This is a genomic window from Clostridium sp. (assembly GCF_051650885.1).
In the GTDB taxonomy this organism is placed as follows: Bacteria; Bacillota; Clostridia; order Clostridiales; family Clostridiaceae; genus Clostridium.
Genome location: NZ_JBOFRG010000320.1, coordinates 13,516 through 38,609, shown reverse-complemented (window position 1 = coordinate 38,609; position 25,094 = coordinate 13,516). Strand labels below are relative to the sequence as shown.

Annotated in this window: 24 protein-coding genes and 1 riboswitch; of the genes, 1 reads left to right on the top strand and 23 read right to left on the bottom strand. The window is 27.4% G+C overall.

Features of this window, described 5'->3' with window-relative positions; all coding sequences use genetic code 11:
* Positions 1-1,491: N-acetylmuramoyl-L-alanine amidase family protein (locus tag ACRC28_RS15800; protein WP_438544403.1), on the bottom strand; the 1,491-nt coding region annotated here is incomplete at its 3' end.
* 115 nt (positions 1,492-1,606) lie between these two features.
* Here ACRC28_RS15800 and ACRC28_RS15795 point away from each other — a divergent pair.
* A complete protein-coding gene (locus ACRC28_RS15795; protein ID WP_438544402.1) occupies positions 1,607-2,407 on the top strand; it encodes a phosphotransferase in 801 nt (266 codons plus the stop codon).
* Positions 2,408-2,499: 92 nt separating this feature from the next.
* Here ACRC28_RS15795 and ACRC28_RS15790 read toward each other — a convergent pair whose 3' ends face one another.
* The 22 genes from ACRC28_RS15790 to ACRC28_RS15685 all read right to left on the bottom strand — a co-directional run bounded on the left by ACRC28_RS15790 (position 2,500) and on the right by ACRC28_RS15685 (position 24,848).
* Positions 2,500-2,697: a hypothetical protein gene (locus ACRC28_RS15790; protein ID WP_438544401.1), complete on the bottom strand. Its 198-nt coding sequence runs from the start codon at positions 2,695-2,697 to the stop codon at positions 2,500-2,502.
* 151 nt (positions 2,698-2,848) lie between these two features.
* Positions 2,849-3,004, bottom strand: a complete 156-nt coding sequence (locus ACRC28_RS15785; protein WP_438544400.1) for a zinc-ribbon domain-containing protein — start codon at positions 3,002-3,004, stop codon at positions 2,849-2,851.
* A 171-nt stretch (positions 3,005-3,175) separates the two neighbouring features.
* A complete protein-coding gene (locus ACRC28_RS15780) occupies positions 3,176-3,913 on the bottom strand; it encodes a hypothetical protein (protein ID WP_438544399.1) in 738 nt (245 codons plus the stop codon).
* A gap of 13 nt (positions 3,914-3,926) precedes the next feature.
* Positions 3,927-4,190, bottom strand: coding sequence for a sigma factor (locus ACRC28_RS15775; RefSeq protein WP_438544398.1), 264 nt, complete (start codon positions 4,188-4,190; stop codon positions 3,927-3,929).
* 26 nt (positions 4,191-4,216) lie between these two features.
* Positions 4,217-4,942 carry a hypothetical protein gene (locus ACRC28_RS15770; protein WP_438544397.1) on the bottom strand — a complete coding sequence of 242 codons (726 nt, stop codon included), beginning with the start codon at positions 4,940-4,942 and terminating at the stop codon, positions 4,217-4,219.
* Positions 4,935-5,480, bottom strand: coding sequence for a sigma-70 family RNA polymerase sigma factor (locus tag ACRC28_RS15765; RefSeq protein WP_438544396.1), 546 nt, complete (start codon positions 5,478-5,480; stop codon positions 4,935-4,937). Before ACRC28_RS15765 ends, ACRC28_RS15770 begins: the two co-directional genes overlap by 8 nt.
* Positions 5,481-5,607: 127 nt before the next feature.
* Complete coding sequence (locus ACRC28_RS15760) at positions 5,608-6,366, bottom strand: potassium channel family protein (RefSeq protein WP_438544395.1); 759 nt, start codon at positions 6,364-6,366, stop codon at positions 5,608-5,610.
* Positions 6,367-6,475: 109 nt separating this feature from the next.
* Positions 6,476-7,666, bottom strand: a complete 1,191-nt coding sequence (gene deoB / locus ACRC28_RS15755) for a phosphopentomutase (protein WP_438544394.1) — start codon at positions 7,664-7,666, stop codon at positions 6,476-6,478.
* A 463-nt stretch (positions 7,667-8,129) separates the two neighbouring features.
* The gene (udp, locus tag ACRC28_RS15750) at positions 8,130-8,903 is read right to left on the bottom strand and encodes a uridine phosphorylase (protein ID WP_438544393.1); all 774 of its coding nucleotides are present in this window, start codon (positions 8,901-8,903) and stop codon (positions 8,130-8,132) included.
* A gap of 357 nt (positions 8,904-9,260) precedes the next feature.
* Complete coding sequence (locus tag ACRC28_RS15745) at positions 9,261-9,962, bottom strand: hypothetical protein (RefSeq protein WP_438544392.1); 702 nt, start codon at positions 9,960-9,962, stop codon at positions 9,261-9,263.
* Between the two features lie 254 nt (positions 9,963-10,216).
* Positions 10,217-10,302, bottom strand: a riboswitch (cyclic di-GMP riboswitch).
* Positions 10,303-10,358: 56 nt separating this feature from the next.
* A complete protein-coding gene (locus tag ACRC28_RS15740) occupies positions 10,359-11,624 on the bottom strand; it encodes an enhanced serine sensitivity protein SseB C-terminal domain-containing protein (RefSeq protein WP_438544391.1) in 1,266 nt (421 codons plus the stop codon).
* A gap of 97 nt (positions 11,625-11,721) precedes the next feature.
* Positions 11,722-13,947 (bottom strand): glycosyltransferase, encoded by a 2,226-nt coding sequence (locus tag ACRC28_RS15735; protein WP_438544390.1) that lies wholly within the window; start codon positions 13,945-13,947, stop codon positions 11,722-11,724.
* 15 nt (positions 13,948-13,962) lie between these two features.
* Positions 13,963-15,510 carry a CotH kinase family protein gene (locus ACRC28_RS15730; RefSeq protein WP_438544389.1) on the bottom strand — a complete coding sequence of 516 codons (1,548 nt, stop codon included), beginning with the start codon at positions 15,508-15,510 and terminating at the stop codon, positions 13,963-13,965.
* Entirely contained in the window at positions 15,507-16,178 is a 672-nt protein-coding gene (locus tag ACRC28_RS15725; RefSeq protein WP_438544388.1) for a DUF4956 domain-containing protein, read from the bottom strand. The genes ACRC28_RS15730 and ACRC28_RS15725 overlap by 4 nt, the downstream gene beginning before the upstream one ends.
* A 10-nt stretch (positions 16,179-16,188) precedes the next feature.
* Entirely contained in the window at positions 16,189-16,881 is a 693-nt protein-coding gene (locus ACRC28_RS15720; protein ID WP_438544387.1) for a polyphosphate polymerase domain-containing protein, read from the bottom strand.
* Between the two features lie 90 nt (positions 16,882-16,971).
* A complete protein-coding gene (locus tag ACRC28_RS15715) occupies positions 16,972-18,363 on the bottom strand; it encodes a glycoside hydrolase family 1 protein (protein ID WP_438544386.1) in 1,392 nt (463 codons plus the stop codon).
* Positions 18,364-18,511: 148 nt separating this feature from the next.
* Positions 18,512-19,603, bottom strand: coding sequence for an HD domain-containing phosphohydrolase (locus ACRC28_RS15710; RefSeq protein WP_438544385.1), 1,092 nt, complete (start codon positions 19,601-19,603; stop codon positions 18,512-18,514).
* Between the two features lie 93 nt (positions 19,604-19,696).
* Positions 19,697-20,335, bottom strand: a complete 639-nt coding sequence (locus tag ACRC28_RS15705; RefSeq protein WP_438544384.1) for a response regulator transcription factor — start codon at positions 20,333-20,335, stop codon at positions 19,697-19,699.
* Positions 20,332-21,468: a sensor histidine kinase gene (locus ACRC28_RS15700; RefSeq protein WP_438544383.1), complete on the bottom strand. Its 1,137-nt coding sequence runs from the start codon at positions 21,466-21,468 to the stop codon at positions 20,332-20,334. The genes ACRC28_RS15705 and ACRC28_RS15700 overlap by 4 nt, the downstream gene beginning before the upstream one ends.
* Before the next feature lie 106 nt (positions 21,469-21,574).
* Entirely contained in the window at positions 21,575-23,152 is a 1,578-nt protein-coding gene (locus tag ACRC28_RS15695) for a putative ABC transporter permease subunit (protein WP_438544382.1), read from the bottom strand.
* A complete protein-coding gene (locus ACRC28_RS15690; protein WP_438544381.1) occupies positions 23,145-23,867 on the bottom strand; it encodes an ABC transporter ATP-binding protein in 723 nt (240 codons plus the stop codon). The genes ACRC28_RS15695 and ACRC28_RS15690 overlap by 8 nt, the downstream gene beginning before the upstream one ends.
* Before the next feature lie 12 nt (positions 23,868-23,879).
* Positions 23,880-24,848, bottom strand: a complete 969-nt coding sequence (locus ACRC28_RS15685) for a lysostaphin resistance A-like protein (RefSeq protein ID WP_438544380.1) — start codon at positions 24,846-24,848, stop codon at positions 23,880-23,882.
* Positions 24,849-25,094 lie beyond the last annotated feature (246 nt).

The following is a 25,094-nucleotide window of genomic DNA, read 5'->3' as shown; positions in this document are numbered from 1 at the left end:
AGCTCCACCATCATAAGACTCTTTATTCTTTTTAAATATATCTTCTTTATAACTTTTTACCAGTTCATTATTTATATTTTTCGCAAGATTTTTTGAAAAGTCTGAATTATAGTAGGTTTCAGTCTTTATAGTATCTTTTGAACCTGCATTATGATGTATAGAAATAAACATATCTCCATCTTCTATATATGCTTTCTTTTGTCTATCAATTAAGCTATATATTTTTTCAGATGTTCTAAGCCTTATAACCTTCACTCCATTATTCTTAAGTTTTGCCTCTAGCATTTTGGCTATGTCTACATTCATCTTATGTTCAGTTATATTATAAAAACCTAAGGCACCTGGATCAAAAAAACCTTTATTTGTCATTCCATGCCCTGGATCAATAATTATTTTTGCATCTTTAAGCTTTTTTAATTTCTTTTTAAACTTAATATTTAAAAAGCCCTCATCATCATAAAAACTAGAATATCCATAATAACTGTCTTTAAATTCTACTTTCAATGTATTCTTTTCTTTTTTGACCTTATCTATAAGAGAATCTTCTCCTCCTTTTAAAGTTTTTAAAAGTTTAATTTTCCCCTTTATAAAGGTAATATTTGCTTCATCATCTTTTCCTACAATCACTTTAAAATTTTTATTTTTATAATCCTTAAAAAAGCTTCCACAAAAAGCTAAATTAAACTCTCCCTTATAATCTTCCTTAAGTCTTAAAATCGTAAATCTTTCATCTTCTTTAATATGAATATCTCTTATTTCATTTTTATCATTTGTTATATTTAAAATTCTTTTTACTTCCTTACAATCTTCTTTTTTTATTCTATCAAGACTTTTTAAAACATAGTACTCTTTATCATCAATTTTTATTTCTCCTTTAGCTTCTACTAATGTATCCATAGGAAGGCCTCCTCTATTTACTAAAGGTACATAAGATGTATCCCTCCCATCATATATTTTACTTACACATTCATCTATTAAAATATCATAATTAACTTCTTTACAAGGCTTTATAATCACTTCTCCTCCATAAATTACTTCACCACGTTTCCCAAGTTCTACACTAACCTTACCTAATGACCTTCTTTTTTCTGTTTTAGGAAGTTTTATAAAAGCTCTGTATTTTAAATATGCTATCTTCTCTTCATTTTCACTCTTTTTTTCATCTACAAGAACCATATCGTATTTTTCCCCATTTAGCCAAGCCTTTGCTTCTTTTCCATCTCTTATTTTAGCTTCAACTAATAATACTGTTTCACCAAACACCTCTGCCTTTTTCTTAGGAATTATAGATTTTTTATTTATATATTCATCAACTTTAAAAACAGCCCTCTCTTCTCCTCTATTATCAATAACATTTATAGTTTTTTCTTTACTCATAATTTTACTAACTAAAGTTTTTTCTTCTAATTCTCCCGCAAAAGAAACATTTTCTTTAAAAAAAACTGCTATAACTATTGCAAAAAAAATTATAATATATTTTCTTTTCATCATAATTCCCCTCCTGTGTATTACGGCATAATCCTAAAATTAAATTTCCCTATTTTTAAAATTTAATTCTAATTTATCATGCTATAATATAGTTAACTTATTTTATTTGGAGGTATACATGGAGTTTTTAAATAAATATAAAATAAAGACACTAGGAGGACTTAACAACAAAAATTTTCTACTAAATTATTTCGGTAACTTTTATGTTTTAAGAATTCCAAGCTTAGAAAACGAAAATAATTTTAATGTTGAACATAACTCTATACAACTCTTATCTTCTAGTAATCTTATACCTAAAATTATTTATCATAATAAAGATTCTGGAATAATGCTAAGTAAATATATTAAGGATACTGAATTTAACTTCACCCTTTTTAAATCTAAGGCTACTCTTAAAAATCTAGCTTTATCATTAAATAAATTTCACAATATTTCTATAGAAAACTTTCCACTCTTTAATCCTTTTTATGAAATAGATAAAAACTTTTCATTTTTACAAAAACAAAACTATAAATTTAATCATAATATTCGCTCCTTTTTAGATAGAAAATCCCATATTTTCAGTACATATAAGGATTCTAATATTTTAAAGCTTTGCCATAATGATTTAAATACTTCTAACATCTTATTTAAGAAAGACAAACTTTTCTTTATAGATTTTGAATTTATAGGACTTAACGACCCATTTTTTGATTTAGCTACACTATCTTGGTTTTTAACTGAAGAAGAGCGTATATTTCTTTTAAGTGAATATTTAGGTAGAGAACCTAAAGAATTTGAAAAAAATAAGCTTGTTGATTTTCTTTATATAGTTAAGCTTTGGAATGCTTCTTGGAGCTTTAAAAAAGCTTTAGAAAATAAAGATTCAATTTATGATTATGAAGTTGGTGGAAACCTTATACTAGATGATTTAAGCTAAATAATAATATCCCTATATTTATACCTTATCCTATCTTTAGTTTACAAAAAACATCAGCCCCCTAAAATATTCCAGGAGGCTGATGTTTTATCTTACTCTTCATAAAGATTATCTTCTATTATTTTATTTGCAAGTATTCCTATATTAACCTCTCTAGTATCCATATGTACATCAATAATTCTGTCAGCTAAAGTTACTTCTACATACTCAACATGAGTTCCATCTTCTTCTATAATATTTATTACATCATATGTTATAATCTCTTCTTTTAATCTCTTTTTAGTTATCATCTCTTCACCTATATTCCTTTATATATTTAAGTTTATCATTCCCTTGCTTTAGTGAAATTTATACTACACAGTATTTCATTAATATTAAAGCTTTACTATATTAAAAAAAGCAGATTCTAAGAATCTGCTTTCACAATAATTTCAATTGAAATTATCTGTTATTTCTTTGTTGTTTTCTTGCTCTTCTACAGTCGTTACATCTAACTGGATCGTTATCGAATCCTTTTTCTTTGTAGAATTCTTGCTCTCCTACTGTGAATACGAATTCTTGTCCGCAATCTTTACATACAATTGTCTTATCTGTCATAATATATTCCTCCTAAATTTTAAAGATAGCTTTTTGTTATAATGAATCTTTTTAAATAATTTAGAAAGACATATATACAAAAACTTTTCTTTTATATTACTATAGTATACTCTACTACTTTTAATATAATACCATCTTTTTTCTATTATTGCAATAGATTTAAGAAGTTTTTTACAAATATCCCTTTATAAAATCGCATAAAACGTAGGCTATTATGGATACTGTAAATATATACATTCCCATTATAAATCTATTCATTTTTTTGCTTCTACCATTATCTTCTTTTATCCCAAATTCTTTAAGTTTTCCTACAAACTCACAGAATTCTTTTTCCATATTGTAATGTTTATAGTGCATATATAATCTTACTCCATCTTTTAAATCTAATATTCCTATACCTGTACCAAATATATTATTTTCTTCTTCTCCTTCCATTTTACCAACCTTTTTTATTTCACTAAATGATGCATACTTTTCCATCTTCACCCTTATATCTGCATCAAGACCTATTATAAGAAGACCCTTCTTAGTTAAAATAAATTCATTATATACAATAGATTCCCATACCCATGTTTCTTCTCCACGGCTTCTACTTTTATATTCATAAACAATATCTTCATTTTTAATATTATATTTTCTTTTAATTTCTCCAATTAAAATCTTTCTCATTAATTTAGCATTTTCTATTCCAAAAATCGGCTTACTATCATCTTCTCCTAAGCTTTCTTTTATTTTTAATACATCTTCTAAACTAACTGCAAAGCCTATATTCTTATTTTTTTCTTTTAACCTTTCTATTCCCTTTATTATATTTTCTTTTATTTTATCTATCTTTTCATTTTCTAAATCTATTTTAGGTAATTTTTCTAAATCAAACTCTTCAATATTATCTAAATAATCCTTATCCATAATATTTCCTCCTTTACTTTAATCCCTTATACTCTAGTGAAATTCCCTTACTTATAGTACATATCCAATTTTTAAATAGCTTTTCATCTCCATTAAACTTGTCTACATTTGCATACATAACCATAAAAACTGACTGCACAACTTCTGTTGCCTCTCTCTTTTCCTTTAAAATATCATAGGAAACTTTAAAAGCTAAATTTGAATATAAAGATATAGCTTCATCTAAAGCCTTTATTTCCCCAGCTTTCAATCTATTTATCAACTTATTTTTCTCCATCATCAATACTCCTTTATACAAAGTTTTTATAAAAACGAATATACTAATCCAATTCCTATTGCTATTGTAATAACATAAAATAATATTACTGCTCTATTATTTTTCTTCGCTTCACTTTTAATATCTTTAACACCTAATCTGCTTATATTATTCATTAATTCTTTAGTCTCATTTTTCATATCATTATCTTTATAATCTATATAAAATCTAGTTCCATCAACTAATTGAATTACAAAAGCGTCCCCACCTACTATGCTTTTTTCACCTTCTTTAACTAACAAACCTGCTGCTTCTATTTCTTTTGGCTCTAAATATTTTTCTATTGTAATATTTACATCTGCATCAAATCCAAGCATTAAAACCTTATTTTTTGTTATAATAATTTCATAATATACAGTAGCTTTCCAAAACCAATATGCTTCTCCAGGCATTCTAGTATAATATTCATAAACTATATCTCTTTTTTCTATCCCATATTTCTTTTTTACTTCCTCAGTTATTAAGGCTCTCATAAGCTTTGTATTTTCTACACCAAAAATCTTCTTTTCAGCACTACTTCCAATAGCTTCTCTTATCTTCATAGCTTCTTCTACACTTATCTCAAAAGCCCTTCCATTTTCTTTTTCTTTAAGTAACTTTAATACCTTTAAAACATTTTCTTTTACTCTATTTATCTCATCTTTATTTAAATTTACATCTGGTAACTTTTCTGTATTAAACTCTTCAATATTATCTAAATAATCTTTACCCATTAATATTTCCTCCTTCTAAAAATTCACTAATTCTCTTTCTACCTCTAAGAATTCTAAGAGTTACTGCATTTTCGCTCATATGAACAGTTTTTGCTATACTACTAATTTTTTCATCATTGTAAAACCTTCGTATAAATATCTCTCTATCAACTTTTTTCATTTCATTTATAAAATTCCTAACCTTTTCAAGCTCTTCTCTTTTTATTTCATTTTCTAAAATATCTTCTTTTTCACACAAGTTCATATTTTCTATATCTACTGAATTTTTATACTTTTTCTCCTGCCGCATCTTATCTATTGCAGTATACTTACTTATTGTACAAAGCCAATTTTTAAATTTATTTACATCCCCACTAAACTTATCTATATTTAAATACATTTTTAAAAACACATCATTAACTACTTCTTCGGACTGCTCTCTATTTAAAAGCACACTATATGCCACTTTAAATAAGAGATTTGAATACATAGAAATAGCCATCTCCACACCTTTTTCATCTTTCTTCCTAAGCATTTCTAAAAGTTCTTCATTCTCCAATGACAATCCCCCCTTTTTCAATTTGGAATTTTAAGTAAATTTACTTTTCACTAATATAATCGTACTTTCTTTAAGAAACCTTTCAAAAATTCAAAAAAAAAAAAAATTAGAGTTTTTAATTTTAACTCTAATCTTCCTTCTTTAAAAATTCATAAAACCCTATAAGCATCTTTCTTTTTTCAATAGATAAATCTGAAATATCTAAGGTTTCTACTTCTAAATTTTCTTTTTTATTTTTCTTATTTACTGCACTAAAGAAAAAAGTTGATATTGTACTTGTAAGCATACTAATAGCACCTATTCCTGTAAGCATTAATACACAAGCTATAAGCCTACCAATATCAGTAGCAGGGCTAATGTCTCCATACCCTACTGTTGTAACAGTAACAAAGCTCCACCAAAGTGCATCACCATAAGTTTCCACATTAGTTCCTGCTCCACCTTCAAAAATATAAATTCCAACTGAACCAAGCAAAGTAATAACAACGCTTGCCCCTAGGGCATATATAAAACCATTCGTAAAAAGTATCTCTTTCATATGCCCTATAAGCCTTAATAAATAAGTAACTACTCTAAGAAGCTTAAATATACTTCCAACTCCTGATTTAATAAAAAACTGAAATGGAATAAGTGCTATTAAATCTACTATATTATGTTTGAAAAATCTTTTTCTATCCTTTGTTGTTAAAGCTCTAAAAACATAATCAATACAAAAAATAATATAAACAGTATTGTCTATAATATTTAGCCAATATATTTCTCCCATTTCTAGTCCATTAGAAAACTGAAGCATTACAACAAAAAGAGCTATTATTGAAAGTACCCCTGCTATAACATCATATATAAACTCTGCTTTCTCAGAATGAATAAACTCTAAATCTTTCATTTAACACACCTCTAAATCCCTTATAATTTAGAATATGCAAATCCTTAAATTCAATTCAGGTTTTTTAAATTTAAAAGCAAAAAAACTCGCCTAAGCGAGTTTTCTTTAATTATTTTAATTTATCTAAAACTGATTTTCCAATTGTGTTTTCTGGCATTTCATATCCAAAGTTATCTACAATAGTTGCTCCTATAGTAGCAAATGTATCTACTGTATCCATTATAGCAGTTTCCTTCATTGAAGGTGAGTAAGCTAAGAATGGTACATGCTCTCTTGTATGGTCTGTTCCTTTGTAAGTTGGGTCATTACCATGGTCAGCTGTGATTATTAATAAATCATCTTCTTTCATTCCGTTTAAGAATTCACCAAGTTTTACATCAAACATTTCTAATTCTTTAGCATATCCTTGTGGATTTCTTCTGTGTCCCCAAAGAGCATCAAAGTCAACTAAGTTTACAAAGCATAATCCTTCAAAATCTCTTTTTTGGATTTCAATAGTTTGCTCCATTCCATGAACTGAACTTTTTGAACTATTTCCTTCAGTTATTCCTTCACCATCAAATATATCTTTGATTTTACCAACTGAAATAACATCTAATCCATTTTCTTTTAATGTATCTAATGCAGTTTTACCATATGGTTTTAATGCATAGTCATGTCTGTTACTAGTTCTTTTAAACTCACCAGCTTTTGCTCCTAAATAAGGTCTTGCTATAACTCTTCCAACCATCCACTCAGGCTTCATAGTTAATTCTCTAGCAATTTCACAACATCTATATAACTCTTCTAAACCAAAAGTTTCTTCATGTCCACAGATTTGTAAAACTGAATCTGCTGAAGTATAAACAATCATATCTCCAGTTTTCATTTGGTGCTCACCAAGCTCATCTAAAATAGCTGTTCCACTAGCACTCTTGTTTCCTACTATCCCGTGACCAGTTCTCTTAGATAATTCATCTAATAATTCCTTAGGGAATCCTGTATCAGTAAATGTTTGGAATGGCTTAGTTATATGAAGCCCCATCATCTCCCAATGTCCAGTCATAGTATCTTTTCCGTTACTAGCTTCCTTCATCTTCATTTGGTACCCTAAAGGTCTTTCAATAGCATCTACATGCTTAATTTTATGAAGATTAGCTAACCCTAACTTTTGTAAGTTAGGAATGTTAAAGCTATCAACTGATTCAGCGATATGACCTAATGTATCAACATTCTCATCTCCAAACTGCTTGCAATCCTCTAATTCTCCAACTCCTAATGAATCTATTACCACTGTAAACACTCTATTATACTTTTTCATAACTTTCTCCTCCAACTTCTTTAGTTAAGAGTTAATAGGTAACAGGTAAGAGTTACTAAAACTCTTACTTCTAAAATCTTAACCAAAATCCCTTCTCTCGATAAAATTTATCGCCAGATAAATTTTGAGCCTTCCAAAAGAATCGCTTAAAATTCCCATCAACTCTTAATTTTTCACTCTTAATTTTTCACTCTAAATTAAAACTCTTACTTCTAACCTCTTAACTCAAAAACCTTCCTTGCGATAAAATTTATCTCCAGATAAATTTTGAGCTTTCCAGAAGAACCGCTTAGAATTCCCTTAATTTCTAATTTTTCATTCTAAATTAAAAACTCTTACTTCTTACTTCTAACCTCTTAACTCAAAAACCTTCCTTGCGATAAAATTTATCGCTAGATAAATTTTGAGCCCTCAGAAGAATCCCTTGCGATTCCCCTAATTCTTAATTTTTCATTCTTAATTCTTAATTCCCTTTATCTTGTTTAATTAAGTTTCTAATTCCCTCAACACAAACCTTAATAGCCTTTTCTGTATCATGAGCAACTGGATTATCTAATCCTTTTTTAGCTCTTTCTTGGTTTGCCATTACTAAGAATATAGCCCCTACTCTTACTCTTAAAAAGCTTCCTACTATGAAAAGAGCAGCTCCTTCCATTTCTGATGCTAAAGCACCACATCTTATCCATGCTTCCCATTTGTTTTCAAGGTCATAGCTTACTGGCTTATCACTTGGTGTATGTTGTCCATAAAATGAATCCTTTGATTGACATACTCCAACATGATAAGTTTCTTTTGCATCTTCTGATGCTTTTACTAATGCATTTACAACTTGAAGGTTTGCAACTGCTGGATACTCTATAGGTGCATATTCTCTTGATGTTCCTTCTGCTCTTATAGCTCCAGTTGCTACAACTAAGTCTCCACCTTTAACTTCTAAATCCATTCCACCACAAGTTCCAACTCTTATAAATGTTTTTGCTCCACATTTAACAAGTTCTTCTAAAGCTATTGCAGCTGATGGCCCTCCAATTCCAGTTGAAGTAACACTAACCTTTACTCCATCTAAATATCCTGTATAAGTTACATACTCTCTATTATCTGCCACTAATACTGGATTATCAAAATACTTTGCTATTTTTTCACATCTCTTAGGGTCTCCTGGAAGTATTACATACTCTCCAACTTCACCTTTCGCCACATCTATATGATATTCTTTTTGTCCTTCTGAATAAATCATTACTATTCCTCCCTACAAAATCGATAACTTGTCTAAAAATTTAGTATATTTTTATAATATCATCTTATGTCTATATTAGCAATCGTTTTCACATTTTTTTAAATAATATTAAAACTTTCAGGATATCTTCTAAAATTTTTAATTTCTATATTTAGTATCATTTTAATACTAATTCCATATACTAATATTGTAAGTAATGATTACTTTCCTTAAGTCATCATTATAAACTTCCTTAATTAACTTAGATATTGTGATTGAAAATCACAACTTCCTTTTAAAAACTTTTTAATATATTTTTTTAAAACCTATTTTTGCCAAAAGTAAAAATAGGTTTTTTTTCTTTAATTTATATCATTTTTAATATCCATCAGTTTTTTCAATCTTGCTTTTTTTCTTGTTTCTTTTTAATAACATTAATAAATATATAATTATACCTATTACTACTATTCCACCTAAAAGAACCCCTATCTTCCACCATGTATTTACTTTGTACTGGAGTGTCATAACTGTGTTATTATTTAAAAGTCCAATCTTAGTATTCCATCTTACCTCATTTGGTGAAACTATTTCCTTTGCATTTGTAGTTATCAATTCTCCATCAAAACTAACTATGTTAGTAAAAGGAATGTTTCTTATAGCCTCTTTACTTTTTTCTTCTTCATATTTTTTCTCTATATTAAATATTGCTGTTCCTGGTCTAATCTCTACTATGTATACTGATTTATAAAAATAATCTTTTTTAGATACTCTATAGTTTAAAATTTTCTTTATATTTTCATTTGAAGCTAAATTGCTTAAGGATTTGTCCTTTACATTTATTTCTTCTATTGTATTTGCACCTTCTACATACTTATTTACCACTATATTATTTAATTCTAATTGTCCTTCCATAAAATCATTTTTTATGTCTTTTCCAACATTTTGGTCATAAGAAACCCTAAAAGAAAAATCCACGCCATTTTTTTCACTTAAATTAGTTTTTGATGCAATTTTTATATTTCCACAAGAAATTAAGGTTATGCTCAAAATTAAAATTATTCCAAATACTATCTTTCTCATAAAAAAAACCTCCTAAATATAATATTTAGTAGTTTTCTCCTTTTTTACTTATTTATTCATTAAAATGGGGAAAGCCAGCAATATAAATTGCTGGCTTCTTGGTATATGGGGTATAATTTAAAAATCCGACTATATTTTTACCCTAAATTTTTTCTAACCAATTAAAATTGCATAAAAAAAGTTACTCTACCATAGAGTAACTTACTAATAAATACACATACTGTACATGCATTTAAAACAAAAAGTATAACCTCTTTGGCAACTGGCTGACATAGTAATAAAAACTTTAGTCCCTATAGTTTTGCGTCATTAGATTTCTCTAAATTTGCCTATTTTATTCCACATCCAAATATTAACATATATAATACATTTTAGCAATACATTTAGAATAATTTTTTAAAAAATTATAAATTTCTTTTTCTTATAAAAAGGCTCTATTTTATCTAAGCTTTCTCTAAAACTAATTTTCTCAGTTATTTCTATCTCTTTGTCCTTTATATAATTTTTATAGATTTTTCGTAGCTCTTCTAAAACCTCTTCTTTAACCTCTTCTGTATCTAATATTAGCAAATTCTTTTCTTCATTGCCCATTTTTATTCCTCTAAAGTATGCTCTTTTTATTTCTTTTATTTTTTTCATATAAACTCTTAATTCTTCTAGCATTTCAACTGGCAAATTTTTAGCTTCTAAAATTTTAAGTTCAATTTCTTTTTGCTCTTTTTCTTTTCCTAACCCCTCTTCAAAAATTTCTATTTTTTCTTTATTCTTTTCATTTATCTGAATTTTAAAGCCTGAAGGATTTATGACTATATCTTTTTTACCTTTTACTAGTTCTACAATTTCATTGTAACTACACTTTTTCCCAATCCATACTTCTGTATCATAATTCTTTTTAAATTCAATCCAGTCTGTAAATATCGGACAATATTCCTTTCCTTTTTCATCCTTTAATGTTCCGTAATGAACTTCATCCTTCTTTTTAAGAAAAACTCCACCCTCTTTTTTTAAATCCTTTAATTCCATTATAGGCACTAAATATTTTCCTTGTACTATTTCTTTCATCATTTCTAGTTCTAAATAACTTAAAACCTTTTCTTTTCCTTCATAATTGTTTTTCTTATTATCTAATTCTTGTCTAAACTTCATCATACTATAACATAACTCAGGATTAGTTACTGGTATATCTTTTTCATCAAAGCCACTGTAATCCATAGCTGGAATCAATTTTTCTCTTTCTAAATTCAAAGTATATTGCCCATTATCTATTACTATACCTTCTATTCCTAGTCTATAAAATTCACTAAAGCTTTTTATAATTTCATCATTATTTAAACCTTTAATATAGAGATTCAATCCTGTTTTTTCAAAATGTTCTCTCGCTAATTCACCAAATTCTTCTTCTGAAAATATCCATGCTCTCCTTTCATAATCTGTATGCATATAATTTGTAATTTTATTATATGCTATATAAAGCTTTTCACTTTCAATTAGCTTTTCTGATAGTCCATCTATATAAATTTTTATATCTTCTTTAAGTTCTTCTCTATTTTCACCACTTTGTAATTTAAAAATCATAAAAATTATTTCTTGTACTGTAAGTTTCTTTATGTTTTCTTTATCTTTAGCTACCTCTCCTATATTTTCTATTACACTTTCTTTCATTTTTTACCCCTTCTATTCTCTTTTAATATTATATTATCATATTTACTACATTTTTTCCTTATTTTTCAATTTAAAAAGCAGATGATTTTTCATCTGCTTACTTATCTAAAAATTTATATATTTTTTCAAGCTTTATCTTATCACTTAAAACTTCACTATAATTTTCTATTTTATACAATGAATCACTTCTTCCTAAGTCTACAAGTCTAAGATAAAGTAAAATCCCATCTATATTTAAAGTTATTTTTTCATCATATACCTTATCTAGCAAAACATATTCATAATTAAAATCTACAATTTTAATTACTCTATTGTCCCTTTCCTTAACCAATTTATTTAAAACAATTCTAGGTAATGCCCTTTTAGATTGTTTCACACCCTTAACTCTATTTAAAATATTATTTTTAATTTCTTTTATTGTATTTGAACGTAATGCCATTGCTAAGGTATGCTCCCTGTCATAAACAATTCCATAATATTCTCTTCTATCTTCTTCGCTCATAGCTAAAATTTTTATACTATATTTATAGCCATCTCCCATATTATTTACATGAATAACCTTACCTCTAAATTCTGAATAATAATCCTTTGTGCTAATACTCAATTTTATTATTTCATTTTGGGGAATATAACGAGGCTTATCTAATATGACACTCATTCCACTTTCTGACAAATCATAAGTAACACCGATAATAGCCTCATTCACTGTCCAAATTTCAACTTCTTCTCTAACACAATATCTATCTTCTTTCCTATAATTTATACGACTTAACATAAATAATATTGCCATCACTAAGAAATATCCATTTAAAAGTAGCCAATATAATATAATTACTCCTGCTATAACCTTATATTTCAACATTAAACCTATAGTAACTAAAACTCCTATAATAGTTGCTACTAGTAATACTATATGTGGGATTACATATTTGATTTCAGTATTTTTTGAATGAACCTTATCTTTATCTGTTACATTAAATTTCTTTAACTTAATACCTATTGTTTCTAGCATAATTGGAATTATTAAATATGGAAATATTATTGTATCTATTATATTATTCCATTTTTGGTTTCTTAAATCTCCTGAAAGCTTTTTCAATGTAATATTATATAAAAGATATGATGGTAGCCAAATAAGCATTAATTCTTTTAATGTACAATCCACTATAATTATTCCAAATACTGAAAAAAGAATTGGTGAAAGTATATATATCAATCTTCTAAAGAATGTCCACCAATATAAGAAACAAGTTAAATAACTTAATTTTCCTCTAATACTAAGCTTTCCAAAGATAAATTTCAAACTCCTTATAGTTTGTACACAGCCTCTTCCCCATCTTTGCCTTTGCTTTATAAGATTTTTAAAATCTGTTGGTGCAAGTCCATGTGCTAACACCTTTTTTATAGCATAACAAGTATATCCTTTTTCTTGTATCTTTATTCCTGTTGCAAAATCTTCTGTAATATTTCCTTCTACTATTCCTGAAACTTCTTCTAAAGCCTCTCTTGAAATTACTGTATTTGATCCTGCATATATTGGTGTATTTACACCATTTCTTCCTACATTAACTTCTTTAAAGAAATAATCCTGCTCATTTGGAACATTATCCTCTGAATATAAATTATATTGAAAAAGATCAGGATTATAAAAGCTTTGAGGCGTTTGAATAAAGCCTATTTTAAAATCTTCATCAATTTCTTCATCTAGTCTATATCTCCATCCCTCCTCTTCTTCTATCATTTTAGGTAAGAAAAAGTAAGGTACTGTTTCCATTAAAAATTCTTTTCTTGGAATCATATCTGCATCAAAGGTTACTACAAGAGGAGATTTTGTATTTCTTAAAGCATTATTTATATTTCCAGCCTTTGCACTTTTATTTTCTTTTAATGAGATATATCCTATATTAAAATTTTCTGCAAGCTCCCTCATTTCTTTTCTATTTGTATCATCACATAAATATATATGAACTTTTTCTTTTCTTGGGTATTTCATATGAATGCATCCATTAATAGTCTTATATAATACTTTTGCACTTTCACTATGAGTTGTGATAAAAACATCTATCTCTGGATAATCTTTTAAAGGTACCTTTGGCATTTTAGGTTCATTAAAACTAGATAAAGTTTTATAATGTGAAAATGCTTCTACAATACCAATAAGCTCTGATACTACTAATAATATCCCACAAACTAAAGATACCATTCCATAATCTATAGGTATTGTAAAAAATATTCTCCAACCTATATATAGGAAACTCCATATAACCCAAAAATAGAATAAAAATTTCCTTCTCTTTTTATTTCCACTATTTTTATTTTCCATAGTTTTCTCCTCTAATTAATCTCTTTGTACAAGAATTATAGATACTATAAATAGAATTATAAATCCTATGCCTAAAAAATCTTTTAGCTTTTCATTATTATTCTCACTAAACTGGAACTCTGAAAATTGATATAAAGAATCTATCTCTTCATCTAGAAACCTTCCATGCTCTTTTAAGGTATATTTTATCTTATTTATTTCTTCTTCATGGCTTTTAGTTTCTATGTTATATTTTTCATCAAAACTGTTATAAGCCTTATCCCATCTTTTTCTATCCCGTTCTATGCTACTACCTAAATACATTACTGTTTCATCAATAATTTTATTTATTTTTTCTTCTGATAATTCATTCTTTCTAAGTTCTTCATATCTTTCTTTTACTTTTAAAGTAAATTCACCATCTTTTAAAAGTTCCTTAAACCATGGTGCACTATGCATTGCTGTTGTATATAAATCAGCTTTATACTTATGTGCATTATCAATACTCATATCAAAGTCCCATACTGGACCTGCCTTTAGCTTTCCTTTAGCTTCCTTATAAAAATAAGTTGAATGATATCCTGCATCATAATTTAATAAAAACTCATTAATTATAAAATAATCAATAAAGCTTTCCTCATCTAAATACTCCTTATACTTTAAAAATTCTTCCTTGTCCTTTGATAAAAGACTTTTATCAATCTCACTTACTTCACTTTCTATGTAAGTTAAAGTTTCCTTTGTTATTTCTTTTTTATTTGGATATTTAACCTCTAAAACTCCTAATATTTCGCTTTTTTCTCTTCCATAATTATTTAACATAATTCCATTTTCATCATATCTGTCACGCCTTAATATATATGGTGCTTCTGTAAATTTATCATCATACTTTGATATAGGGACCCCTTCATCTCCTCTTTTTACCGTCTCCATTAGAAGATATACACCTTCATAATAATATTTATCATTTTTCTTTATTAAAACCTCGCAATACCTGGCTTCTGGTGTATACTCTAAAATTTCTTTTCCAAGAGTTAGTCCTAAATAATTTCTTATTAAAGATTTATCTACCATTGATATATTTAAAATCCATTCATGGTCTTCTCCCATATCTAATATATTTTTTTTATCTTTTTCTCCATTTTCCTTTAGCAAGTTTATTTTATATTGCTTTTTCTCAAAGGTACTTGAAGTATTTCCACGAACCTTTATCTTCATATTCGAATCTAAGAAAGGCTTGTCTGTAATTTTATTCTTTTTTCCTTCTTCATAAATTACTTTTATATCTCCCTTTACATAAGGCTCTTCTCCATTTTCTTTAAATATTTTATCTTCTTCATTCCATTTCAGATTAGACTTTACTTCTTTTCCTTCAGTATCTATAATTACCAACGGAAGATGGGTTTTAAAGTCTTCCCCAACAGTATTGTCTTCATTAATTTCTGTTTTTTCTTCAACCTCTTCTCTTGTGTAATGTGTATGACTTTCCTTTTTTTCTTCTTTCTTTCCAAGTTCTATAGTAAAAATTCCAATTATAAACATTCCTACTGCACAAAATAAAGTTATTTTCTTTTTGCTTATCATCTGCTTGTTTCCTCATTTTGACATATAAGATTTATATTTTCTACGCCCTTTATTTCATATAATTCCTTTATTATATTATTCTTATTTCCTTCCATAACCTTTCTAGATAATTCATATATATACTCATATCTTTCTTTTCTTGTATTTTTAACTCGAAGTATTGCTTTTCCTTTATAAAATACAAGAATTTTCTCTTCAACACTTTCTTCTATTTCTCCTTCTCCATGAATTACAAGCAAATATCTATCATTAGCTTTTATCCCTCCAAAGAAAAGCAAAAATATAAATATAATTCCACTTCCTATAAATGAAACAGTAAACTCATCAACTCCACAACAAATTCCATTTACTATGCACCAAAAAATATATATAGTATCCCTAGGGTCTTTTATAGCTGTTCTAAACCTTACAATTGATAAAGCTCCAACCATTCCAAGAGACAGTGCCACATTATTTCCTATAACACTCATAACCATAGTTGTAACTAATGTAAGCATTATTAAAGACACATTAAATCTTGCACTATATATTGCTCTTGAATGTGAAAACTTATATGATAAATAAATTGCTAAGCCTAAAACTCCAGAGATTAAAAATCTCATTCCTATCATCTCAATAGTTAAATCTCCATCTATATTTAGAAATTTTTCTATTAATGCATCTTTCATATACTCCCTCCTAAATCCATTCTAAAACTCTTCCCATACAGTATTTACTACATGAAGTATCTAGCTTATTTACACTATCTAAAATATCCTTAATATAACTAACTAAAAATCTATCATATTTAACTTCTAAAACTACATCTTCCACTACTTTATTTAACATTAATTCTTTTGAAAATAAATCAAAATTACTTTCTGTACTTCTTATATTTTCATCTATAGTTATCCTTGTATCATTTTCTTCTAAAACAAATGCAGTTCTTTCATACTCTATAATACAAGTTGGCTTATATAGCTCTAATTGCATAATATACTGTATTTTTTTTGCTATAGGACTTTTTATAAGTCTTAATACATCGTAATCTCCATTTATCAATTTTAATGCTGCATTTTTTTTAATTAAAATACTTTCTTTTCTTTGAACTTCATTTATTTTTTCTTTTATTTCAAGCTTTACTAAATCTTCATTCTCATTATATGTTCTTAGCCTTATCTTTCTTCTTTTTTCAATGCCACTTTTCTTTTCTATATAATCTTTGTTATAAATGGTATCAAAGTATAAGCTTCGTACTTTATAACTCTCATTTTCACTAAAGTTATCTTTTTTCATCACCTTTTCTAAAACATCTATAAGTCTATACTTTGTAATTTGTTCAATCCTATATTTCTTCTCATTTCTTACAATATTTAAATCTATACATACCACCCCTTAATATAATCTAATCTTTTAATCTTTTTTTGTTACAAAAAAAAAGACTAATATGTGCGTATTTCACGCTCATATTAGCCTTATTATTTAAAATCCGTTATTTTTAGCTACTTCTTTTATCCATTCACCTGATTTTTTAACTTTTTTCTCTAAAGTCTTTAAATCTAAGCTTATATATCCATATCTATTTTTATATGCATTACACCATGACCAACAATCAATTGGTGTCCATGAATGGAACCCAAAACAGTTTGAACCTTCTTCTATTCCTCTATGAAGATGTTCTAAATGCTCTTTAAAGAAGTCTATTCTATAATCATCTTCTATTTTTCCATCTTTATTTATATATCTTTCTTCGCCTTCAACACCCATTCCATTTTCTGAAATATACCATGGAACATTTTTATAATTTTCTTTTATATTCATAGCTATATCATACATAGCTTCAGGATATATTTCCCATCCTCTGTAAGGATTCATTCTTCTTCCAGGCATTTCATACATTTCAAAGTACTTATCAGGCATCCAACCATTGCTATTATCAAATTCAGTTTCTCTTGGTTTTATTCTTCTTGGTTGATAATAGTTTACTCCTAAGAAATCAACAGTATTATTTTTTATTATGTTTAATTCCTCTTCAGTCGATTCCCATAATACATCATCATCCTTTAAAACTTTAACTAAGTTTTCAGGGAAAGTTCCATGTACTGCTGGGTCTAAGAATGAATTATTAAAGAAGTCATCTCCAAGCTTTGCCACTCTTACATCTTCTTCATTATCTTTATCTCTTGGATATGATGGTGTAAGATTTAAAACTATTCCAATCTTTCCATCACATTTAAGCTCCCTATAAGCTTCTATTGCTTTAGCTGATGCTAAATTTAAATTATAAAGACATTGTACAGCCTTCTTTCCATCTACAAGCTTTGGATAGTGGAATCCATAAAGATATTGCCCTTCTACAACTACTATTGGCTCATTGAAAGTTGTCCAATATTTAACTCTGTCTCCAAAAAGCTTAAATGCTTTTTCTGCAAAGACTTTAAAAAGTTCAACTACATGCTTTGAAGTCCATCCACCATACTTTTCATATAATTCTACTGGTAAATCAAAATGATGTAAATTCATAACTGGAATAATGCCTTCTTCTAAGCAAGTATCTATAACATTGTTATAAAAGTTTACTCCATCTAAATCAGTCTCTCCTGTTTCAAAATCCTTTATAAGTCTTGTCCATTGAATTGATGTTCTAAAAGAATTAAGTCCTATAGACTTAAGCATTTTTATATCTTCTTTATAACTGTTATAGAAATTTGATGTAACCTCTGGTCCTACATTATCAAAGAATATTTCTGGTTCTACTTCAAACCAATGGTCAAAAACACTCTTATGAGGCTTATTAAAGCTCCCCTCTGATTGTGGTCCTGATGTTGCAGACCCCCATAAAAATCCTTTCGGAAACTTATACTTTATTTCCATAAAAACAACCCCTTTACATATTTATACAATAAAATTATATGTTATCTTATACCTTTTTGTCTACATCATAAATTCTCTAATTACTATAAATATTCTTGATAAAAGTTTGATTCAGTTGAAATAAAACTTCAACTGAATCAAATCTTATCTATTTAACTTTTTTAAATTTTTCATGGATTTCTTTGAAGATTTCTACTATTTTAGGATCAAACATTATATCACTATTTTCTGTTATTAATTTATATGCCATTTCATGACTAAACCCTTCTTTATAAGGTCTTTTAGTTGTCAATGCATCATAAACATCTGCTATTGCCATAATTCTTGCACATAATGGAATTTCCTCTCCACGAAGTCCTTCTGGATATCCCTTTCCATTCCACTTTTCATGATGATATTTCGCCATATCCTTTGCTATATATAAAAAGCTTTCACCTCTAGTTTTCTCAATCATACTTTGTAGTGCCTTTGCTCCTAAAGTAGTATGCTGCTTCATAAATTCAAACTCTTCATTACTTAAAGATCCATTTTTCAATAGAGTTTTATCATCTATTCCTATTTTCCCTACATCATGAAGAGGTGCAGACCTTATTGTATCTTTTATATATTCTTCAGTTAGAATTTCTTTATAAATGCCTTTCCTCTTCATTTCGTCTATTAAAATCTCTACATACTTAGCCGTTCGCCTAACATGTCCCCCAGTATTTATATCTCTACATTCAACAAGCTCTGCTAATGAAAATAACATTACCGTTTGAAGCTTTTCTATAATCTCAACTTTTTCTTCTAATATTTCTTTAAATTCCTCTTTATAATTTAAAAATTGAATATAATTTTTCAATTTCTTTAGTAAAGTTTCCTCAATAAAAGGCTTTCTAAAAAAATCAATTCCACCATTTTCAATTCTCATAGCTTTTCTTTCTAATTCTAAATTTTCTCCTGTAAATATAATAGGCATGTTTTTCATTACAGAACTTCTTTTTATTTTTTTCATTACATCAATTCCACTTAATCCTGGCATCTCCACATCTAATATAATAATATCTACCTTATTCTTTTTTAAAAATTTCAAGGCTTCTTCTCCCGATATTAAAAGAGTTACCTTATACTTCTCTTTTAATATTTTTTCTGCCTCCTTTAAATTTATTATGTCATCATCTACTATTAAAATGTGTTTTCTCATTGGCATTTTACTATCTCCTTCTCCTTTGTACATTTCTTTACTTAATATTCTATTCAAAAAAATATAAATTTGATAATATTCTTTCCTTATATTTAAGTTAAATTAAAAAAAGCCTTAGATTATAAAAATCTAAGAACTTTTTATATATTTTTAATCTACTATTCCATTTTTAAAAGCAAAGATTGCAACTTGCGTTCTATCTCTTAGTTCTAATTTATTTAATATTCCTGTAATATTGTTTTTTATAGTTCCCTCTGATAAAAACATCTCTTCTGAAATTTCTTTATTGCTAAGACCTTTACCAATGTTTTTTATAATTTCTATTTCTTTTTCAGATAAATTAAACCTTTCATTATCTAAAGAAACCTTTTCTTTTCTTTCTAGCATTTCCTTTGCCACATCAGGATGTACAACCATATTTCCTTTAAATGCAGCCTTTATACTTTCATAAATGACATCATGAGAACTATCCTTTAAAAGATACCCAAAAGCTCCATACTTTAAAGCTTCATTTATATATCCTTTATCTTTAAATGTAGTCAATATAATAACCTTTATTTTTGAAAACTTTTCCTTTATAAGTCTTGTCCCTAAAACTCCATCACAAGTATCCATTCTAATATCCATTAAAACTAAATCCACTTCATTTTCACTGCAAAATTCTAGTGCTTTATATCCATTTTCCGCTGTTCCTACAATTTCTAAATCCTCAAAAAGAGATAACATTAATTTAAGCCCTTCCCTAATTAACATTTCATCATCTACAATTAAAACCTTTATCTTACTCATTTTTCTCCTCTTCCCCTCGGTATAATAATCTTAACAAAAAAACCATCATCTTTTTTAGAGGAAATTTCAAATCTTCCATTAAGCTCATTAACCCTTTCCTCTATTCCTTTTAATCCAATTCCTTTTCTTTCAATATTTTCACAGCCAACTCCATTATCTTTAAAAGACATAATAAACTCATCTTTTGTAAAATTCATAATAACTCTAATTTTACTTCCTTTACCATGCCTTAATGCATTAGATAACACCTCTTGACTTATTCTATATATATTAGAAATTTGAAATTCTGACAATTCCCATTCAACATTTGAAATAAATTCTTCAACCTTCATTTTAGATAGCTTTTCAAAGTTTGTAAAAACACTTCTTATTCTTAAAATTCCCTCATAAGAACTGTAATTATCAGGCTTTATTTCTCTAACTGCAAGTCTAACATCTTTAAGACTTTCATTTACAAATTCTCTTAAATTATATGCCATATTGCTTAAAGGATTATCTTCCTTTTTAAGAAGAGCCTCCATAGCATTTAATTGAATCATTGTTGTAGAAAGTGCATGTCCCACACTATCATGAATTTCTCTTGAAATTCTGTTTCTTTCCTTAAGTAGTGTAAGCTCTTCAATAGACAATGCATACATTTCAAGCTCATAATTAGCAGTCTTTAACTTTTCCTCTGAAATTCTAAGCTTATCATAAAGATTTTCAGCATAAACCTTACTATTATATAATTTACTTAAATAATCTAAAAGAATAAAGAAAATTATAAATATGAATAGATAACCAATACTTTTATCAACAAATGTTGAAACTCCTAAAATAAAAATCATTAAGCTATAAGTTACATACCTATTCTTCAAAGAAAATATATCTATAGAAACCCCTACAAAAAAGAAAATCCCTGTTAAATTAAACAAATAACAACAAACTCCAATTCCTATTATCTCTAAAATTATTGATACAAGCTTATAAATATCCTTTTTCAGATAAAATATCCTTACATTATTATTTAAAATATATAACAATATAAATATTAAGGAAATCACCTTTGTATTTGCATTAAATACAAATAAATCTAATATACCTATAAGAATTCCAATATACCTTATAGCCATTAACCTAACATCTCTTACCATTCTCTGCCTTACCTTATCCTTTTTAAACTTCTTATTTTAAGTATATATCCTTCCATATTTATACACAACATTTCCTTTAAAGAAAAAAAGTGGTAAAAACCACTTTTTAAAGACTTTCATAAGTTTTAACTATTTTCTTGTTTAATAAAATTCCTATTATAGCTATAATCACTAATAATATAATTGCATTTAAAAGGAATACTATTATTGTATTTTTAATTACAATTGCAAGTGCTAAAATTATTCCACCTAAAATTGCACCTACTATTATATTAGTAAAGTTTTTGAAATTCCCTTTATAAAGACTTTTTTCAGTCTCCCATGTAATTTTAGGATGTGAATAATCCGTATATATTCCTATAATTGTTACAAGAAAACATGCTAATATTTGAATTATAAGGCTTAATACAAATATTTCTACACCTACTCTTTCAAAAAGTAAAATCCCTATTCCTAATAAAATTATTAAAGAGTTTATTAAAAAGCTTGATATAAGCTTAGCTAATGCTTGTGTTTTATAGCTTACAGGAATATATTTTGATACTACAATATTTTCTCCTTCACGGCTTAATGCTGTACTTGCCGCAGAACCGCTAGACATCCCTATCATTATTGAGATAGTTGATGCCCCTATAACTACAAAGCCTACATGCCAATATGGACTGCTAAAAGCATTTGAAAATATTATAAAAATATATATAACTGGAATATAAAAAAGCATTACAACACAGTTTATTAAAAATACTGGTGTTCTAAAAACTACTTTAAACTCCTTCATAATTAAGGCTCTTAAAATTGAAGTTTCTCTTATTATAATCTTTCCCGTTTTCTTTTTTCCTTCTCCATCAGCAGAATCCTTTATACTTTTTAAATACATTTTTTCTGAAACAAAATATAATATTACTGATAAAATTAAAACTATTAAAAAGACTTCTAAAATATTTAATAAACCACCTATGCTTCCATATGAAACTAATGCTAGTGATACAAGCTTAACGTTTATAAATATTAATGAAATAGCTTTAATTAATACAGCTTTTGTCATTACTATATCAGCAGTTTGCTTTCCAATATCATTGCTTTTAAATACTATATTTATAAGAACTATTAATGTGATTAATACTATTGTAAATACAACCTTCACTGCATCTTTATGCTTACTTAAATTTAATAACCTCATTAAAATACTTGAAATTATAAATGCAAAAATCATAGGAATAATTGGATTAAAAATATAGGCACAAAATGCATATACATAAAACATAACTCCTGCATGTGATACTATTCCATAAGTTATAAGAGGCAACGCTATTATTAATGAGTAAATATAAAGATATGCAAGGGTTGAAATAAGTTTACTAAAAACAATCTCACTTCCCTTAAAAGGCAATGGAAGAAACATTTCAGTATCCTCTGCTAAAAAGAAGGTATTTATAACATTAAAAAAACCAATAATTAAAGTTAAAATCCCCCCTGAAACTAAAATAAGTTCTAGAAGAACACTTTCTGCTCCTGTTTTCTTTAAAAATCCATAGCTCCCTCCAACTGCTCCTGCATAAGTTCCAGAAAGCATTAATATTATCACTACAAAAAGTAAATACCTAACCCATGTTGGCATTTGTAATTTCCCTTTTGTCTTCTGCATCTTCATATAATATTTAAGTAATAATAAAACTCTACTCATTTTCAGTCATCTCCAAGAATATTTTTTCTAAAGATTCATCTTCTGCAAATTTCTCTTTAAGCTCTTCTAAAGTTCCAACAAAAATAAGTTTTCCTTTTTTTATTATTCCAACTCTATCACAAACCTTTTCTGCAACCTCTAAAACATGAGTTGAAAAAAGAACTGAATTTCCTTCATCAGCATGCTTTCTCATCATATCCTTTAATATATATGCTGATTTTGGGTCAAGACCTGTTAATGGCTCGTCCAAAATCCAAACTCTAGGGTTATGAACTAAAACACCAATTATAACAATCTTTTGTCTCATTCCATGAGAATAACTACTAATAGTTTCTCCTAAAGCACCTTCCATTTCAAAAGTTTTTGAAAGCTCTTTAATTCTAGCCTCTCTCTCTTTTTTAGGTACACCATAAGCATCTGCCATAAAGTTTACATATTCAATTCCTGTAAACTTTAAAAACATATCTGGACTGTCAGGAACATATCCAAACTCTCTTTTAGCCTCTAAAGGCTTTTTAGTAATATCAAAACCATTTATATCAATATCACCTACACTTATAGAAGTAATCCCCGTTATCATCTTAATGGTAGTAGTTTTCCCTGCACCATTAGGACCTAAAAGCCCAAATATCTCACCATCTTTAATTTCTAAATTCATAACCTCTACAGCATTCTTCTTTCCATACTTTTTAGTTACATCTGTTATTTTAATCATCTATTTCTCCTCTTAGCTCTTCTTAATTTGATGAGTAATTGCATGCTTATTATTTACCTTAGGATTCATTTTACTTTTTGTAATTGTTATTCCTGCAATAAAAATGACTCCTATAACACATAAAATTGCTCCACTCATAAGGAACCCACTTTTAATTTCTTTTTTAGATTGCTTTTTATAGAAATACCATGCAAATAAACAAATAGCCACTCCTATAAAAATGTGTATAATACCTAAATCTGTTGCAAATTTAGTTTTTGCACTACCACTAAGACTTTCTATAATTACTGTTTGTAATACTGTAGTTCCATTTGCAACCATATGAACCAAAATGTCTCCAAAAATTGAACCTGTATACAAATATATAAGAGCTAAAAATACTCCAAGTAAACTTGCATAAATTCCTTGAATTCCATTTCCATGAGCTATACCAAAAGTTACTGAAGAAATAATAATTGCAAATATAATATTACTAGTTCTCTTTTTTATAAAATTAAATAAAATTCCCCTAAATATTATTTCTTCAGCAATTGGTGCCACAACAACAGTCCCTATTATAGAAATTGGCGTTGTCATATTAGAAAACATCTTTGTTACTTCCTGATCTTTAAAAAATGGTGCTGCTAAAAGGCTAGCTATAACACTAACTACTAAAGAACATCCAAGTCCAACAGTAATTACAACCCCAAGCTTTCTTTTATCAAACTTTACTGGCTTTATAATATTCTTAAACTTACTCTTTGTAAAAATCTGAATTATTATAAAAGCACATAAAACTGTAAAAATATCAGCACAAATAGTGATCACACTAATTTGAGTTCCCATAGAAATTGCCACTGCTTTTGTTGTAGCCTTCTCAATCCCCAAATAAGGATTAATATGAAATCCCACCATAGTAGCTATTTGCACAACTGCAAAACAGATATTAAAAAATAAATATACTATAGCAGCAAAGAAAATAGACTTAACATACTTCCACATTTTACTTCCTCCTTCAATTATGTAAATTATATCCTAATCCCTCTTGAAATTCTGTTAATTTTTGGTGAATTTGATTTTAATTAAAAATTTAAAATTAGCAATGAATAACAACTTTTGCGAAAATAACACTTAATATTAACTTTAAAAATATGTCAAATAAAATAACCTAAGCAGAATTAAAACTTTTCTACTTAGGTTATTAATTTAAATCAAAACCTTATACACAATTTTGAAAATATAAATTTA

Bases quoted from the DNA above. Each gene is read 5' to 3' on its own strand.
- ACRC28_RS15730 (WP_438544389.1), bottom strand. From the start codon at position 15,510: ATGATAAGCAAAAAGAAAATAACTTTATTTTGTGCAGTAGGAATGTTT.
- ACRC28_RS15740 (WP_438544391.1), bottom strand. From the start codon at position 11,624: ATGAAAGAAAGTGTAATAGAAAATATAGGAGAGGTAGCTAAAGATAAA.
- ACRC28_RS15780 (WP_438544399.1), bottom strand. From the start codon at position 3,913: ATGGATAAGGATTATTTAGATAATATTGAAGAGTTTGATTTAGAAAAA.
- ACRC28_RS15705 (WP_438544384.1), bottom strand. From the start codon at position 20,335: ATGAGTAAGATAAAGGTTTTAATTGTAGATGATGAAATGTTAATTAGG.
- ACRC28_RS15735 (WP_438544390.1), bottom strand. From the start codon at position 13,947: ATGGAAAATAAAAATAGTGGAAATAAAAAGAGAAGGAAATTTTTATTC.
- ACRC28_RS15790 (WP_438544401.1), bottom strand. From the start codon at position 2,697: ATGATAACTAAAAAGAGATTAAAAGAAGAGATTATAACATATGATGTA.
- ACRC28_RS15785 (WP_438544400.1), bottom strand. From the start codon at position 3,004: ATGACAGATAAGACAATTGTATGTAAAGATTGCGGACAAGAATTCGTA.
- ACRC28_RS15775 (WP_438544398.1), bottom strand. From the start codon at position 4,190: ATGGAGAAAAATAAGTTGATAAATAGATTGAAAGCTGGGGAAATAAAG.
- ACRC28_RS15795 (WP_438544402.1), top strand. From the start codon at position 1,607: ATGGAGTTTTTAAATAAATATAAAATAAAGACACTAGGAGGACTTAAC.
- ACRC28_RS15685 (WP_438544380.1), bottom strand. From the start codon at position 24,848: ATGTGGAAGTATGTTAAGTCTATTTTCTTTGCTGCTATAGTATATTTA.
- ACRC28_RS15725 (WP_438544388.1), bottom strand. From the start codon at position 16,178: ATGAAAGATGCATTAATAGAAAAATTTCTAAATATAGATGGAGATTTA.
- ACRC28_RS15700 (WP_438544383.1), bottom strand. From the start codon at position 21,468: ATGGTAAGAGATGTTAGGTTAATGGCTATAAGGTATATTGGAATTCTT.
- ACRC28_RS15770 (WP_438544397.1), bottom strand. From the start codon at position 4,942: ATGGGTAAAGATTATTTAGATAATATTGAAGAGTTTAATACAGAAAAG.
- ACRC28_RS15695 (WP_438544382.1), bottom strand. From the start codon at position 23,152: ATGAGTAGAGTTTTATTATTACTTAAATATTATATGAAGATGCAGAAG.
- ACRC28_RS15690 (WP_438544381.1), bottom strand. From the start codon at position 23,867: ATGATTAAAATAACAGATGTAACTAAAAAGTATGGAAAGAAGAATGCT.
- ACRC28_RS15715 (WP_438544386.1), bottom strand. From the start codon at position 18,363: ATGGAAATAAAGTATAAGTTTCCGAAAGGATTTTTATGGGGGTCTGCA.
- udp (WP_438544393.1), bottom strand. From the start codon at position 8,903: ATGATTTATTCAGAAGGACAAAAAGAATATCATATAGATGTGGCGAAA.
- ACRC28_RS15745 (WP_438544392.1), bottom strand. From the start codon at position 9,962: ATGAGAAAGATAGTATTTGGAATAATTTTAATTTTGAGCATAACCTTA.
- deoB (WP_438544394.1), bottom strand. From the start codon at position 7,666: ATGAAAAAGTATAATAGAGTGTTTACAGTGGTAATAGATTCATTAGGA.
- ACRC28_RS15760 (WP_438544395.1), bottom strand. From the start codon at position 6,366: ATGAAAGATTTAGAGTTTATTCATTCTGAGAAAGCAGAGTTTATATAT.